13 protein-coding genes are annotated in these 13,923 nt (G+C 72.3%); 8 read left to right on the forward strand and 5 right to left on the reverse strand.

The genetic code is table 11. The features are described 5' to 3' along the window. Window position 1: 1 nt before the first annotated feature. Together AB5L52_RS34695 and AB5L52_RS34700 are read right to left on the reverse strand one after the other, a co-directional pair. Window positions 2-847, reverse strand: a complete 846-nt coding sequence (locus AB5L52_RS34695) for a siderophore-interacting protein (RefSeq protein ID WP_369367584.1) — start codon at window positions 845-847, stop codon at window positions 2-4. A gap of 112 nt (window positions 848-959) precedes the next feature. Further along, window positions 960-1,880, reverse strand: coding sequence for a 5'-3' exonuclease H3TH domain-containing protein (locus tag AB5L52_RS34700; RefSeq protein ID WP_369367585.1), 921 nt, complete (start codon window positions 1,878-1,880; stop codon window positions 960-962). A gap of 202 nt (window positions 1,881-2,082) precedes the next feature. On the opposite strand from AB5L52_RS34700, the gene AB5L52_RS34705 reads away from it, so the two are divergent. The 4 genes from AB5L52_RS34705 to AB5L52_RS34720 all read left to right on the forward strand — a co-directional run bounded on the left by AB5L52_RS34705 (window position 2,083) and on the right by AB5L52_RS34720 (window position 6,647). Next, the gene (locus tag AB5L52_RS34705) at window positions 2,083-3,159 is read left to right on the forward strand and encodes a betaine/proline/choline family ABC transporter ATP-binding protein (RefSeq protein ID WP_351021898.1); all 1,077 of its coding nucleotides are present in this window, start codon (window positions 2,083-2,085) and stop codon (window positions 3,157-3,159) included. Further along, window positions 3,152-4,966, forward strand: a complete 1,815-nt coding sequence (locus AB5L52_RS34710) for an ABC transporter permease/substrate binding protein (RefSeq protein ID WP_369367586.1) — start codon at window positions 3,152-3,154, stop codon at window positions 4,964-4,966. The genes AB5L52_RS34705 and AB5L52_RS34710 overlap by 8 nt, the downstream gene beginning before the upstream one ends. A 395-nt stretch (window positions 4,967-5,361) precedes the next feature. Then, window positions 5,362-5,931: a helix-turn-helix domain-containing protein gene (locus tag AB5L52_RS34715; RefSeq protein ID WP_351021894.1), complete on the forward strand. Its 570-nt coding sequence runs from the start codon at window positions 5,362-5,364 to the stop codon at window positions 5,929-5,931. Next, window positions 5,931-6,647: a helical backbone metal receptor gene (locus AB5L52_RS34720; RefSeq protein ID WP_369367587.1), complete on the forward strand. Its 717-nt coding sequence runs from the start codon at window positions 5,931-5,933 to the stop codon at window positions 6,645-6,647. The genes AB5L52_RS34715 and AB5L52_RS34720 overlap by 1 nt, the downstream gene beginning before the upstream one ends. Here the strand turns inward: AB5L52_RS34720 and AB5L52_RS34725 are convergent. Then, window positions 6,559-7,725 carry a TDT family transporter gene (locus AB5L52_RS34725; RefSeq protein WP_369367588.1) on the reverse strand — a complete coding sequence of 389 codons (1,167 nt, stop codon included), beginning with the start codon at window positions 7,723-7,725 and terminating at the stop codon, window positions 6,559-6,561. The genes AB5L52_RS34720 and AB5L52_RS34725 overlap by 89 nt on opposite strands. 70 nt (window positions 7,726-7,795) lie before the next feature. On the opposite strand from AB5L52_RS34725, the gene AB5L52_RS34730 reads away from it, so the two are divergent. After that, the gene (locus tag AB5L52_RS34730; protein WP_351021888.1) at window positions 7,796-8,719 is read left to right on the forward strand and encodes a LysR family transcriptional regulator; all 924 of its coding nucleotides are present in this window, start codon (window positions 7,796-7,798) and stop codon (window positions 8,717-8,719) included. Window positions 8,720-8,785: 66 nt separating this feature from the next. Here AB5L52_RS34730 and AB5L52_RS34735 read toward each other — a convergent pair whose 3' ends face one another. Together AB5L52_RS34735 and AB5L52_RS34740 are read right to left on the reverse strand one after the other, a co-directional pair. Next, window positions 8,786-9,472 carry a gamma-glutamyl-gamma-aminobutyrate hydrolase family protein gene (locus tag AB5L52_RS34735; RefSeq protein WP_351021886.1) on the reverse strand — a complete coding sequence of 229 codons (687 nt, stop codon included), beginning with the start codon at window positions 9,470-9,472 and terminating at the stop codon, window positions 8,786-8,788. 53 nt (window positions 9,473-9,525) lie between these two features. Then, window positions 9,526-10,263: an FCD domain-containing protein gene (locus AB5L52_RS34740; RefSeq protein ID WP_351021884.1), complete on the reverse strand. Its 738-nt coding sequence runs from the start codon at window positions 10,261-10,263 to the stop codon at window positions 9,526-9,528. A 97-nt stretch (window positions 10,264-10,360) separates the two neighbouring features. On the opposite strand from AB5L52_RS34740, the gene AB5L52_RS34745 reads away from it, so the two are divergent. The 3 genes from AB5L52_RS34745 to AB5L52_RS34755 are packed head-to-tail and all read left to right on the forward strand — an operon-like array spanning window position 10,361 to window position 13,922. Beyond that, complete coding sequence (locus AB5L52_RS34745) at window positions 10,361-11,719, forward strand: glutamine synthetase family protein (RefSeq protein ID WP_369367590.1); 1,359 nt, start codon at window positions 10,361-10,363, stop codon at window positions 11,717-11,719. 35 nt (window positions 11,720-11,754) lie between these two features. Next, on the forward strand, window positions 11,755-13,143 hold the full coding sequence (locus AB5L52_RS34750) for an aldehyde dehydrogenase family protein (protein ID WP_351021880.1): 1,389 nt from the start codon (window positions 11,755-11,757) through the stop codon (window positions 13,141-13,143). Continuing rightward, complete coding sequence (locus tag AB5L52_RS34755) at window positions 13,140-13,922, forward strand: 3-oxoacyl-ACP reductase (RefSeq protein WP_351021878.1); 783 nt, start codon at window positions 13,140-13,142, stop codon at window positions 13,920-13,922. The genes AB5L52_RS34750 and AB5L52_RS34755 overlap by 4 nt, the downstream gene beginning before the upstream one ends. Window position 13,923: the final 1 nt, after the last annotated feature.

The following is a 13,923-nucleotide window of genomic DNA, read 5'->3' on the forward strand; positions in this document are numbered from 1 at the left end:
CTTACGCGGCCGCCGCGCCGCCCTCCTGCTCGACCTCGATCCGGGCGTTCCAGTCCCGCTTGGAGGCCTGCCAGCCGTCCTCGTCGTGGCCCAGGCGCCAGTAGCCGGAGATCGACAGGTCCTCGCGCGGGATGTCGCGCTCGACCCGCAGCAGCCGGCGCAGCTCCTTCACCCAGCTCGCCTCGCCGTGCACGAACGCGTGCACCCGGCCCGAGGGGAACTCCAGCGCGCGGACGGCCTCCACCAGCGCCGCGCCGACCGGCCGGTCCCCGCGGTGCAGCCAGACGACCTCCACGTCGGAGTCGATCTTCTGCTCCTCCTCCGGGCCCGCCACCTCCACGAAGGCGTGCGCGCGGGCGCCGGCGGGCAGCGCCTCCAGGGACCGCGCGATCGCGGGCAGCGCGCTCTCGTCCCCGGCGAGCAGATGCCAGTCGGCCGCCGGGTCGGGGGTGTAGGCGCCGCCGGGGCCCATGAAGCGGACCGTTTCACCCGGCTGTACGCGGGCGGCCCACGGGCCGGCCAGGCCCTCGTCGCCGTGGACGACGAAGTCCAGGGTCAGCTCGCGGTGTTCGGGATCCCAGGCGCGCACGGTGTACGTCCGGGTGACCGGCCACTGCTCCCGCGGGAACTCGGCGCGGATCCGCTCCAGGTCGAAGGGTTCCGGATAGGTCACGCCCGCGGGGCCGAAGAGCAGCTTCACGTAGTGGTCGGTGCAGGTGTCCGCCGCGAAGCCGGCCAGGCCCTCGCCGCCGAGCACCACGCGCCGCATGTGCGGGGTCAGTCGCTCGGTGCGGATCACCTGGGCGGTTCGGGCCTGGCGAGGCTTTCGTCCCGGACGCTCTGCCATCACGACCTCCTGCAAAATTGGTTAGGTTTACCTAAGTTAGCATCTCGTCCCGGTGCAACACCGCTTTCCTGAGTGCCGGATGGGGGCTTTCGCCGGAAAATACCGGTCAACTTCACGCGGCGAGCGTGGTCAGCAGCCGCTGCAGGGAGCCGCCGAGCCCCCACCGCCCGGACAGCCTGTCCAGGGCCGACGGGTCGCGCGGGGCGTGCGGCAGGGCCGTGTCGACGTCCGGCAGGGGTACGTCGTCGGCCACCCGCACCACCTTCGGGGCGACCGCCACATACGGCCGGGCCTCGTCCAGCCGCCTGCGCTGCGACGGGGTGAGCTTCGCCTTCGGATCGTCCACCGCCGCCATGATCCCGGCCAGGTCGCCGAACTCGGCGAGCAGCTTGGCGGCCGTCTTCTCGCCGATCCCGGCCACGCCCGGCAGACCGTCGCTCGGGTCGCCGCGCAGCAGCGCCAGATCCGCGTACCCCCGTCCGTCGACGCCGTACTTCTCGCGCAGCACCGCCTCGTCGGTCAGCTGGAGCGTGCCGACGCCCTTCAGCGGGTACAGCACCCGGATCCCGCGGGCGTCGTCCACCAGCTGGTACAGATCGCGGTCGCCGGTGACGATGTCCACCGGGCCCGCGGAGCGCGCGGTGAACGTGCCGATCACGTCGTCCGCCTCGTACCCCGCCACGCCGACGCGGGCGATCCCGAGCGCGTCCAGCACGTCCTCGATGACCGGCACCTGCGGGGAGAGGGTGTCGGGCACCTCCTCCTCGTCCGGGGCGCCCTCGTGCTCCTCGGCGACCCGGTGGGCCTTGTAGGTGGGGATGAGGTCCACCCGCCACTGCGGCCGCCAGTCGGCGTCCATGCAGGCCACCAGCTGCTGTGGCCGGTGGTCCCTGACCAGCCGGTCGATGAAGTCCAGCAGCCCGCGCACGGCGTTCACCGGCGTGCCGTCCGGTGCCCTCACCGAGTCCGGCACGCCGAAATAGGCGCGGAAGTACAGGGAAGCGGTGTCGAGGAGCATGAGTCGTCCGGTCACGCTCGCATCATGCCGTACGGCACCGACAGGTGCCTTCCGGTCCGGAACACGTTGCGTGATGCACATCACCGTGAGCCCTGCCACTGGCGGGTTTGCCTCCCCTTGACCTGGGCAGGCGCCGCCACTGGAGCGAGGGAGGTTGCTCTTTTCAACTGTCGGCGACTCTTCGTCTCCCTTTCTGTTCCCGAGACGAGAGGCACGCGTGCAACCGAGGCTTGAGACCGAGCACCTGTTCAAGGTGTTCGGCAGACGACCGGACGAATCGGTACAGCGCCTGCGGCAGGGCGCCGACCGGGAGGAACTGCGTACCGACGGCATCACCGCCGCCGTGATCGACGCCTCCTTCCGCGTCGAGGCCGGCGAGATCTTCGTCGTCATGGGGCTGTCGGGCTCCGGCAAGTCCACCCTGCTGCGCATGCTCAACGGCCTGCTGGAGCCGACCGCGGGCAGCGTCCGCTTCGACGGCCAGGATCTGACCGAGCTGACCGCCCGCGAACTGCGCGAACTGCGCTCGAAGAAGATCAGCATGGTGTTCCAGCACTTCGCGCTGTTCCCGCACCGCAGCGTCCGCGACAACGCCGCCTACGGCCTCGCCGTGCAGGGCGTGTCCCGCGCCGAGCGCGAGCGCCGTGCCGACGAGGCGCTCGCCCTGTGCGGGCTGGACGGCTGGGCGGACTCCTGGCCCGACGAGCTGTCCGGCGGCATGCAGCAGCGCGTCGGCCTCGCCCGCGCCCTCGCCACCGACGCCGATCTGCTCCTCATGGACGAGTCCTTCAGCGCCCTGGACCCGCTGATCCGCCGCGACATGCAGGACCAGCTGCTGGAGCTGCAGCAGACCCTGAAGAAGACCATCGTCTTCATCACCCACGACCTCAACGAGGCCATGCGCCTCGGCGACCGCATCGCCGTCATGCGTGACGGCCGTATCGTGCAGACCGGCACCGCCGAGGACATCCTGCTGCGCCCCGCGAACGACTACGTCGCCTCCTTCATTCAGGACGTCGACCGCTCCCGCGTGCTGACGGCGGGCGCCCTCATGGACGCCTCGGTCACCAGCGACGCCCCCCTCTGCGGCTGCGAGACCGCGACCCGCGACACGCCGTTCACGGAACTGTGCGCGATCAGCGCCCGGCTGTCGCACCGCGTCTCGGTCGTGGACGAGGCGAACCGGGTCGTCGGTGTCGTACCCAGGCAGCGGCTGGTCGGCTTCCTCGGCGACGAGACGGCCGACCCCGCGCCCTGCGACAACCCGGACGGGAAGGTGATCACCCGTGCCTAGGATCCACCTCGGCGACTGGGTCGACTCCGGCGTCAACTGGCTGGTCGACCACCTCTCCTGGCTCTTCGACGCCATCAAGGCCGTCATGGAGGGCATGTACAACGGCATCGACGCCGTGCTCGGCGCGCCCGCGCCGCTGCTGATGGCCGGCATCCTCGCCGTCATCGCCTGGTGGCTGCGCGGCCTTCTCTCGGGCGTCCTCGCCTTCGCCGGATTCGCGCTGGTCGACTCGCTCGCCCTGTGGGACCGGGCCATGTCCACGCTCGCCCTGGTCCTGGTGGCCACCGTGCTCGCGCTGCTGATCTCGCTCCCGCTGGGCATCTGGGCGGCCCGCTCCAAGGCGGTCGGCGCGGCCGTACGCCCCGTCCTGGACCTGCTCCAGACGATGCCGTCGATGGTCCTGCTGATCCCGGCCATGCTCTTCTTCGGCCTCGGCACCGCCGCCGGCGTCGTCGCCACCCTGATCTTCGCACTCGCCCCCGGCGTCCGCATGACCGAGCTGGGCATCCGCCAGGTCGACGCGGACCTGGTCGAGGCCGCCGAGGCGTTCGGCACCACCCCGCGGGACATCCTGTGGCGGGTCCAGCTGCCGCTCGCCCTGCCGACCATCATGGCCGGTGTCAACCAGGTGATCATGCTCGGTCTGTCCATGGTCGTCATCGCCGGCATGGTCGGCACCGGCGGCCTCGGCGGCGCCGTGAACGAGGCCATCGGCCAGCTCGACATCGGCTACGGCTTCGAGGCGGGCGTCGGCATCGTCGTCCTCGCCATCTACCTGGACCGGGTCACCGGCGCGCTCGGCACCCAGCTCTCCCCGCTGGGCCGCAGGGCCGCCGCCAAGGCGCCCACCCGCGTGTGGACGTACCGGCCGCGCCCGGCCGTCGCCGTCGTCGGTGTCGTCGTCCTCGCGCTCGTCGCGGGCGGCATGGGCATCCTCGGCTCCTCCTCCGGGACCTCCGAGGCATCCGGCACGAACGTCGGCAAGGGCAAGGAGATCAAGATCGGCTACATCCCCTGGGACGAGGGCATCGCCTCGACCTTCCTCTGGAAGGAGATCCTGGAGGAACGCGGCTTCAAGGTCACCACCACCCAGTACGCGGCCGGCCCCCTCTACACCGGCCTCGCCACCGGCCAGATCGACTTCGAGACCGACTCCTGGCTGCCCACCACCCACGCCGAGTACTGGCAGAAGTACGGCAAGCAGCTCGACGACCTCGGCTCGTGGTTCGGCCCCACCTCCCTGGAGCTGAGCGTCCCGTCGTACGTGAAGGACGTGAACTCGCTGGCGGACCTGAAGGCCCACGCCTCCGAGTTCGGCGGCAGGATCGTCGGCATCGAGCCCAGCGCGGGCGAGATGAGCCTGCTCAAGAGCAAGGTCCTCAAGGCGTACGGCCTCGACGGCGCCTACCAGGTGATCGACGGCTCCACCCCGGCCATGCTCGCCGAGCTCAAGCGCGCCTACGCCAGGAAGGAGCCGGTCGTCGTCACCCTCTGGTCCCCGCACTGGGCCTACAGCGACTACGACCTGAAGAAGCTCAAGGACCCCGAGGGCGCCTGGGGCAAGGGCGACGGCGTGCACACCCTCGCCCGCAAGGGCTTCGCCGGCGACAACCCGCAGGTCGGCAAGTGGCTGAAGAACTTCTCGATGACCGAGCAGCAGCTCACTGGCCTGGAGTCGCTGATCCAGCAGGCCGGCAAGGGCAAGGAGCAGGACGCCGTCCGCGGCTGGCTGCGCAAGCACCCCGGCCTGGTCGACAAGTGGGCCCCGGTCGCCAAGGACGCCGCCGGGAGCCATGCGGCCGGGTGACCTGACCGGCCCGGACCGCCACCCGAGGGGCGGGCGCCGCCGGACGCCACGGAGCGTCCGGTGCGCCCGCCCCTCGCGGCATCTCCAGGTCCTTGCGGGTACGGCAAGAATCCGGCCAACCACGTTCCGTGACGAGCCTTGGCCCTGGCCGGGGTGCCTGGCCCAGCTGGTCGGCATATTCACCCCCGTCCGCGACCACGTCCCGGGCGGGCCGGAAACCCCGGCACACTGGCGTGAACCGTGAGGTTGGGGGCTCGGCCGCATGACGGGGAAGTGACGGGCGCGTGAAACGGTTTGCCGAACATGCGTAGGGTGCAGAGAAGTCATCAGGAGACGGCTGCCCCGACCCGGTCACCCGGACGGCGGCACGACGAGCGAGGGAGGGAGCCGGAGCGATGGGCGACCACAAAGAGCAGCCCGTGCGGGTGGGCGCGGCCGTCCGGCGGCGCCGCCGCGCCCTGGAGCTGACGCTCGCCGTCGTGGCCGAGCGCACCGGTCTCTCGGTGCCCTTCCTCAGCCAGGTCGAGAACGACCGGGCCCGCCCCAGCCGCACCTCGCTGGAGAAGCTCGCCGACGCCCTGCGTACCACGGCCGTCGAACTCCTCGCCGCCGCCGACCCGGCGGCCAGCGTGGACGTCGTGCGTGCCGACCCGGCCGCCGAGGACGACTTCGCGCCCCGCACCCGCTCCCTGGTGCGCGGCCACCACCAGCTGCACGCCTCCGAGTTCACCGGCGACCACGACGCCGGCCGCGAGTTCCAGCACCGCAACGACGAGCTGATGTACGTCGTCGACGGCGCGGTGGAGATCGAGGCCGAGGGGCGCGCGTACCGCCTGGGCCGCGGGGACACCCTGTATCTGACCGGCGGGGTCCGGCATCGGTGGCGGGCCACGGTCCCCGACACGCGGATCATCGTGGTGGCGGTCGCCGAACACATCGAGGCGGTCCAGGACCGGACCCGTTAGTGCGGGTCGTCTCCCTCGTACCGTCCCTCACCGAGGCAGTCGCCGAGACGCTCCCCGGGGCCCTCGTCGGCGCCACCGACTGGTGCACGCACCCCGCGGACCTCGATGTCCCCCGCATCGGCGGCACGAAGAACCCGGACGTCGACCGGATCGTCGCCCTCGCTCCCGACCTGGTCATCGCCAACGAGGAGGAGAACCGGGCCCCGGATCTCGACGCCCTGCGCGCCGCAGGCCTTCCGGTGCTGGTCACCGAGGTACGCAGCGTGCCGCAGGCCTTCGCCGAACTGGCGCGGGTGCTCGGCGCGTGCGGTGCGCGAAGGCCGCGCTGGCTGGCGGAGGCGGAGCAGGCCTGGACCGACCTGCCCCAGCCGGAGGATCGTAGGACGGCGGTCGTACCGATCTGGCGGCGGCCCTGGATGGTTCTCGGCCGGGACACCTTCGCGGGTGACGTCCTGGCCCGGCTCGGCGTCGGCCACCTGTACGCCGGCCACCCCGAGCGCTACCCCCGCATCCCGCTGGAGGAACTGCGCGCGGCGGCCCCTGACCTGGTGGTCCTCCCCGACGAGCCCTACCGCTTCACCACCGACGACGGCCCGGAGGCCTTCCCGGGGCTGCCCTGCGCGCTGGTCAGCGGACGGCATCTGACCTGGTACGGACCGTCCCTGCGCGCAGCGCCACAGGTGCTGGCCGGGGCGCTGCGAGCAACTCGCCGCTGAGCAGGCCGCGTACGGTGCCGACGGCGGCCGCCAGCCAGGCGGCGGCGAGGACGGTGTACAGCACGACGGCCAGCCCGTCGTAGACCGCGAGGCCGGTGTGCCGGGCGAGCGCCATGGCGCCGGTGACACAGGTGCCGACCGGGAAGGTGAACGCCCACCAGGTCATCGCGAACCCCATGCCGTGCCGACGGGCCCGCACCACGTGTGCGGTCGCCAGCGCCAGCCACAGCAGTGCGAAGCCCATGACCGGGACCCCGTACAGCACGGCGAGGACGCCGAGGCCACGGTCGTACGGGGCCGGTACGACCCCGGGCGCCGCGTCGGCGATCTTGCCGACGGCGGTGGTGGACTGGCCGAGCGGACCCAGGACCAGGAACAGGGTCGGGGTGAGCGCGAGCGGCAGCGGGGCGGGGCCGATCAGCCGGGCGAAGACCAGCGGCAGCATCAGCAGTGTCGCGACGAGGCTCAGCCCGAACATCGCCAGGCACGCCAGCAGCAGGGTCTCGCGGGGCTGACCCGCCGGCAGATACGGGACGAGCAGCGGGCCGAGCGCGGCCGACACCATGGGCGCGACCAGCGGCAGCAGCCACACCGGGGTCGCCTGCGCGGGCTCGACCCGGTGCCGGACGGCCATCAGGTACGGCACGGCCACGGCGGCCGCGAGCCCGACCGCCGTACCGGCGGTGAACAGCACGGCGTCCAGCACGACCGCCGTTCCGGTGCCGATCAGGCCGCGACCGGCGATCAGGGCGCCGCCGCCGACCGCCAGCAGAGCCATCGACAGACAGCCGTAGAAGGGCGCCATGGCCGGGTCGAGGAGATGGGCGCGGGCCTGGTCGGCGTGGCGGGCCCAGTGCACGGCACGGGCCGCCAGCAGGGTCACCAGCAGGATCAGGGAGAGCGCCCAGGCCCCCGCGAACACCTCGGGCAGGGCAGCCGCGTGCGCGGGCAGCGCGACACCGGCGGAGCCGAGGATGGCGGTGCCCATGACGCAGGCGTACCAGTTCGGGCCGAGCCGGCGGACCCGGGAGGCGGGTGGGGCGGAGGCGGCGGACAGGGGGTGGGCTGCGGTGACCATGACTCCACGGTCCCGCCGCCGCCCGCCCCTGACCAGGGGGTTCCTCTCTATCAGGGCATAAGCTGGTCTTATGAGCAAGGTGGAGGGGCAGCGAGAGCACACCGGGTCACTGGCACACCGGGTGCCCGATCTGGCCGCACTGGAGCTGCTGCTGGCGGTGGCGCGGCTGGGTAGTCTCGGTGCGGCGGCGCGCGAGGTCGGCATCACCCAGCCCGCTGCCAGCAGCCGGATCCGTTCCATGGAACGGCAGTTGGGGGTGGCCCTGGTCGACCGCTCGCCGCGCGGATCCCGGCTCACGGACGCGGGCGCCCTGGTGACGGACTGGGCCCGCCGGGTGGTGGAGGCGGCGGCCGCCTTCGACGCGGGCGCACGGGCCCTGCGCGACCGGCGGGACTCCCGCCTGCGGGTGGCGGCGAGCATGACCATCGCCGAGTACCTGCTGCCCGGCTGGCTCCTCGCGCTGCACGCCGAGCGCCCCGACACGGCCGTCTCCCTCCTCGCCGGCAACTCCGCGAAGGTCGCGGAACTCCTGCTGGCCGGCGAGGCGGATCTCGGCTTCGTGGAGGGCCTGACGGTCCCGACGGGCCTGGACTCCACCGTCATCGCCCACGACCGCCTGATCGTCGTCACCGCGCCCGGCCATCCCTGGGCCCGCCGCCGGCGCCCCCTGACGGCCGAGGAGCTGTCCGCCACCCCGCTCATCCTCCGCGAGCGCGGCTCCGGCACCCGCCAGGTCCTGGACGCGGCACTCGGGGGCCTCGCCCGCCCGCTGATCGAGCTGTCCTCCACCACGGCGGTCAAGGCCTCGGCGGTCAGCGGTGCGGGCCCCTCGGTCCTCAGCGAACTCGTCGTCGGCGAGGAACTGGCCATGCGGCGCCTGGTCAGCATCCCGCTCCAGGACATCACCCTGCGCCGCGATCTACGAGCGGTCTGGCCCACGGGGCACCGGCCTGCGGGACCGGCCCGGGAGCTGCTGTCGCTGACCCGGGGATGAGGGCGCGGGTCTCGGGTCCCGGCGAGTGGCCGGCCAACTCCCGCACCGCATCCGCCCCTTGAGCGCTCAGCCCGCCGCCGCGATCAACCCCCGCATCACCCGCAGATCCTTCCCCATCTCCGGATGCCACTGGACTCCGAGCACCCAGCTTTTCGCCGCCGGCAGTTCCACCGCCTCCACCGTCCCGTCGGCCGCGTACGCGGAGGCGACGAGCCCCTGGCCCATTCGCTCGATCGCCTGGTGGTGGTAGGTCGGCACGGAGGTCTCCTCCGGTACGAGTCCGGCGTACAGCGTGCCCGGTACCGGCTTGACCGGGTGGTGTCCGAAGACCCCGACCACCTCCGCGTGCCCGTCGAGATGCTGGACGAGGGTGCCGCCGGTCGCGACGTTCAGCAGTTGCATGCCCCGGCAGATGCCGAGCAGCGGCACCCCCGCCGCCAGCGCCGCGTCGATCAGGGCCAGCTCCCACGCGTCCCGCTCCCGCGCCGGCGGCCCCGTGCGCGCGGAGCGCTCGGCGCCGTAGCGGGCCGGGTCCACGTCCGGGCCGCCCGCGATGACCAGCCCGTCCAGCCGGGCCACCGCCTGCGCCGCGTGCTCGGGTGCGTCCGGCGGCAGCATGCAGGCCAGCCCGCCGGCCCGCTGCACCAGCCGGGGATAGCCGGCCGGCAGCAGCGCCGCGTCCAGCTCCCACACGCCCCAGCGCGCGCCGGACTCCAGATAGGTGCTCACGCCGATCAATGGCCGTACGGTCATGCTGCCCTCCCCGGCAGTAAAAGGTTCGCACTCACACCTTTGCAGATGTGCGCTCAGGTCAGGAAGCCCCGCAGCAGTGCCGCCGTGCCCGCGCAGTGCTCGCGCATCATCTCCCGCGCGCCGTCCGCATCCCCGTCCAGCACCGCCTCCACCAGCGCGGTGTGCTGGCGCTGCGAGTGCTCCAGGTTGCGCACCAGCAGCGGGATGCAGTCGAGCAGATCGTTCACCGTGGCCCGGACCGCCGCGTACTGCGCGGTCAGGGAGGGGGAGCCGCACAGCTCGGCCAGGGTCAGATGCAGCAGGGTGTCCGCCCGCCGGTAGTCCGCCAGCGGGGCCTCGTGGGTGCGGTCCAGCGCCTCGCGCAGCCGGTCCGCCTGCTCGGGCGTCAGGCCGTGCGCCGCGCACAGGCCGGCCGCGCCCACCTCCAGGACCTCGCGGAATCGGAGCACGTCCTCGATGTCGACCGACGCGATCCGCCGCCGTAGCTCGTCCTCGCCGCCGGCGTCCGTGCGCGGCCGCACGAACGTCCCGCCGTAGCGCCCGCGCCGCGCCTCCACCAGACCCTGGTCCTGGAGCACCTTCAACACCTCGCGCAGGGTCACCCGGCTGATCCCGAGCCGCTCGGCCAGTTCCCGCTCGGCCGGCAGCCGCTCGCCGCCCGGCACCAGACCGAGCCGTACGACCTGGAGGATCTGCTCCAGCGCCTCCTCGAAGCCGTTGCCCGCCCGCACCGGCCGCAGCACCGGAGCGAGCCGGTCACCCACCCCCTGAGTGTCGCTCTCCCAGGACATCCGGCCGTACCCCCTTCCCAAGCAATGGTTCTGAGCAATACCTTATGACTCCCGGCCCGGCCGAAAAAAGCGCGAAGGCGCCGAAGGAGGCTCTCCCGTGGCAGACCGCACACCCCCGCTCAGCGCCGAGGAACTGCATGCCCTCGTCGCGAGCGGTGAGATCGACACTGTCGTCCTGGCCTTCCCCGATATGCAAGGGCGCCTCCAGGGCAAGCGGTTCGCCGCCCGCTTCTTCCTCGACGAAGTCCTGCACCACGGCACCGAGGGCTGCAACTACCTCCTCGCCGTCGACACCGAGATGAACACCGTCGACGGCTACGCGATGTCCTCCTGGGACAGCGGCTACGGCGACTTCGCCATGCGCCCCGACCTGTCGACCCTGCGCCGCATCCCCTGGCACCCCGGCAGCGCCCTGCTCGTCGCCGACCTCGCCTGGAACGACGGCACCCCGGTCGTCGCCGCACCCCGCCAGATCCTGCGCCGCCAGCTGGAGCGGCTCGCCGAGCTCGGCTACACCGCCCAGGTCGGCACCGAGCTGGAGTTCATCGTCTTCAAGGACAGCTACGAGGCGGCCTGGGACGCGGGCTACCGGGGACTCACGCCCGCCAACCAGTACAACATCGACTACTCCATCCTCGGCACCGGCCGCATCGAGCCCCTGCTGCGCCGCCTGCGCAACGACATGGCGGGCGCCGGCCTCACCGTCGAGTCCGCCAAGGGCGAGTGCAACCCCGGCCAGCACGAGATCGCCTTCCGCTACGACGAAGCCCTCGTCACCTGCGACCAGCACGCGCTGTACAAGACCGGCGCCAAGGAGATCGCCGCCCAGGAGGGCGTCTCGATCACCTTCATGGCCAAGTACAACGAGCGCGAGGGCAACTCCTGTCACATCCACCTCTCCCTCGCCGACGCCGACGGCACCAACGCCATGGCCGACGGCGACGGCATGTCCGACGTCATGCGGCACTTCCTCGCCGGACAGCTCGCCGCCCTGCGCGACTTCTCGCTGCTCTACGCCCCGAACATCAACTCCTACAAGCGGTTCCAGCCGGGCTCCTTCGCCCCCACCGCCGTCGCCTGGGGCCACGACAACCGCACCTGCGCGCTGCGCGTCGTCGGCCACGGCCGCTCCCTGCGCTTCGAGAACCGCCTGCCCGGGGGTGACGTGAATCCTCATCTCGCCGTCGCCGGACTCGTCGCGGCCGGCCTGTACGGCATCGAGCAGAAGCTCGAACTCCCCGAACCCTGCGCCGGCAACGCCTACACCGCCGGCCTCGCACACGTCCCGACCACCCTGCGCGAGGCGGCCGAGCTGTGGGAGAACAGCCCCATCGCCAAGGCCGCCTTCGGCGACGAGGTCGTCGCGCACTACCGCAACATGGCGCGCGTCGAGCTGGAGGCCTTCGACGCCGCGGTCACCGACTGGGAGCTGCGCCGCTCCTTCGAACGCCTGTGAGCCAGCCCGTGACCCAGCCCGTGAAAGGTCAATTCGTGTCCGACTCAGCCGAGTTGAAGGTCCTCAACCCCGCCACGGAAGAGGTCGTCGCCACCGTCCCCGCCGCGAGCGAAGAGGACGTCGCCGCCGCCGTCGTACGGGCCGCGCGCGCCCAGACCCGGTGGGCTGCCCTCGCCCCCGCCGACCGGGCCCGGCTGCTGCGGCGTTTCGCCGACGTGGTCGACGCCCACACCGAGGAACTCGCCCAGCTGGAGGTCCGCGAGGCCGGGCACACCGTGGGCAACGCCCGTTGGGAGGCCGGCAACGCCCGCGACCTGCTGCTGTACGCGGCCGGTGGCGCCGAACGCCTCCTCGGCCGGCAGATCCCGGTGCCCGGCGGCTGGAACATCACCTTCCAGGAACCCCTCGGCGTCATCGGCGTGATCGCCCCCTGGAACTTCCCGATGCCGATCGCCGCCTGGGGCTCCTTCCCGGCGCTCGCGGCCGGCAACGCGGTCGTCCTCAAACCCGCCGAGACCACCCCGCTCACCGCGCTCCGCCTCGCCGAACTCGCCCTGGAGGCAGGCCTGCCCGAGCACGTCTTCCAGGTCCTTCCCGGCTATGGCCACACCGCCGGACGCGCCCTGGTGGACCACCCGGACGTCGCCAAGATCGTGTTCACCGGCTCCACCCGCACCGGCCGCGAGGTCATGGAGCGCTGCGCCCGCCTGGTCAAGCCGGTCACCCTCGAACTCGGCGGCAAGAGCCCCAACGTCGTCTTCGCCGACGCCGACCTCAAGACCGCCCTCGACCCCTTCTCCTTCCTGGACAACTCCGGCCAGGACTGCTGCGCCCGCACCCGCATCCTGGTCCAGGAGACGGTGCTTGACGAGGCCCGCGAGTTCCTCGCCGACGCGCTCGCCTCCGTGGTCGTGGGCGACCCCGCCGACGAGAAGACCCAGATGGGCCCGCTGATCTCCCGTCAGCAGCTGGAGCGCGTACGGACCTACGTCCCCGAGGACGCCCCGGCCCTGCGCGGCAGCGCCCCCGACGGGCCCGGCTTCTGGTTCCCGCCGACCGTCCTGACGGGGGAGCGGCACGACAGCGCGGCGGCCTGCGAGGAGATCTTCGGGCCGGTCGCCGTCCTCCTCCCCTTCACCGACGAGCAGGACGCGATCCGCCTCGCCAACGACACCCCCTACGGCCTCTCCGGCTCCCTGTGGACCCGGGACCTCGGCCGCGCCCTGCGCCTGTCCCGGGCCGTCCGCGCGGGCAACCTGTCCGTCAACTCCCACTCCAGCGTCCGCTACTGGACCCCGTTCGGCGGCTACAAACAGTCCGGCCTCGGCCGCGAACTGGGCCCCGACGCCCTGACCGCCTTCACCGAAACCAAGAACGTCTTCATCAGCGACGTCTCCCCCAGCACGGAGGGCTCCGCACAGTGACCGCAGAATCTGTTTGCCGCCGCCTGGTCGGCCGTACCGCCGTCGTCACCGGAGCCGGCAGCGGCATCGGCCTCGCCACCGCCCGCCGGCTCGCCTCCGAAGGCGCCCACGTCGTCTGCGCGGACGTGGACGAGGCCCGCGGCAAGGCCGCCGCCGACGAGGTCGGCGGACTCTTCGTCAAGGTCGACGTCACCGACCCCGAGCAGGTCGAGGCGCTGTTCAAGACGGCGTACGACACCTACGGCAGCGTCGACATCGCCTTCAACAACGCCGGCATCTCCCCGCCCGACGACGACTCCATCCTGGAGACCGGCCTGGAGGCCTGGAAGCGGGTCCAGGAGGTCAACCTCACCTCCGTCTACCTGTGCTGCAAGGCCGCCATCCCCTACATGCGCCGCCAGGGCAAGGGCTCCATCATCAACACCGCGTCCTTCGTGGCCCGGATGGGCGCGGCCACCAGCCAGATCTCGTACACGGCGTCCAAGGGCGGCGTGCTGGCCATGTCCCGTGAACTGGGGGTGCAGTTCGCCCGCGAGGGCATCCGGGTCAACGCCCTGTGCCCCGGGCCGGTCAACACCCCGCTCCTCCAGGAGCTGTTCGCCAAGGACCCGGAGCGGGCCGCGCGCCGTCTCGTGCACATCCCGGTCGGCCGGTTCGCCGAGGCCGAGGAGATCGCCGCCGCCGTCGCCTTCCTGGCCAGCGACGACTCCTCGTTCGTCAACGCCACCGACTTCCTGGTGGACGGCGGCATCGCGGGCGCGTACGTCACGCCCGTGTAGG

Source organism: Streptomyces sp. CG4, from assembly GCF_041080655.1.
Taxonomy (GTDB): domain Bacteria; phylum Actinomycetota; class Actinomycetes; order Streptomycetales; family Streptomycetaceae; genus Streptomyces.

Coding starts and splice junctions, on each gene's coding strand:
- AB5L52_RS34715 (WP_351021894.1), top strand. CDS start 5,362: ATGGGCGACCACAAAGAGCAGCCCGTGCGGGTGGGCGCGGCCGTCCGG.
- AB5L52_RS34730 (WP_351021888.1), top strand. CDS start 7,796: ATGAGCAAGGTGGAGGGGCAGCGAGAGCACACCGGGTCACTGGCACAC.
- AB5L52_RS34735 (WP_351021886.1), bottom strand. CDS start 9,472: ATGACCGTACGGCCATTGATCGGCGTGAGCACCTATCTGGAGTCCGGC.
- AB5L52_RS34740 (WP_351021884.1), bottom strand. CDS start 10,263: ATGTCCTGGGAGAGCGACACTCAGGGGGTGGGTGACCGGCTCGCTCCG.
- AB5L52_RS34725 (WP_369367588.1), bottom strand. CDS start 7,725: ATGGTCACCGCAGCCCACCCCCTGTCCGCCGCCTCCGCCCCACCCGCC.
- AB5L52_RS34695 (WP_369367584.1), bottom strand. CDS start 847: ATGGCAGAGCGTCCGGGACGAAAGCCTCGCCAGGCCCGAACCGCCCAG.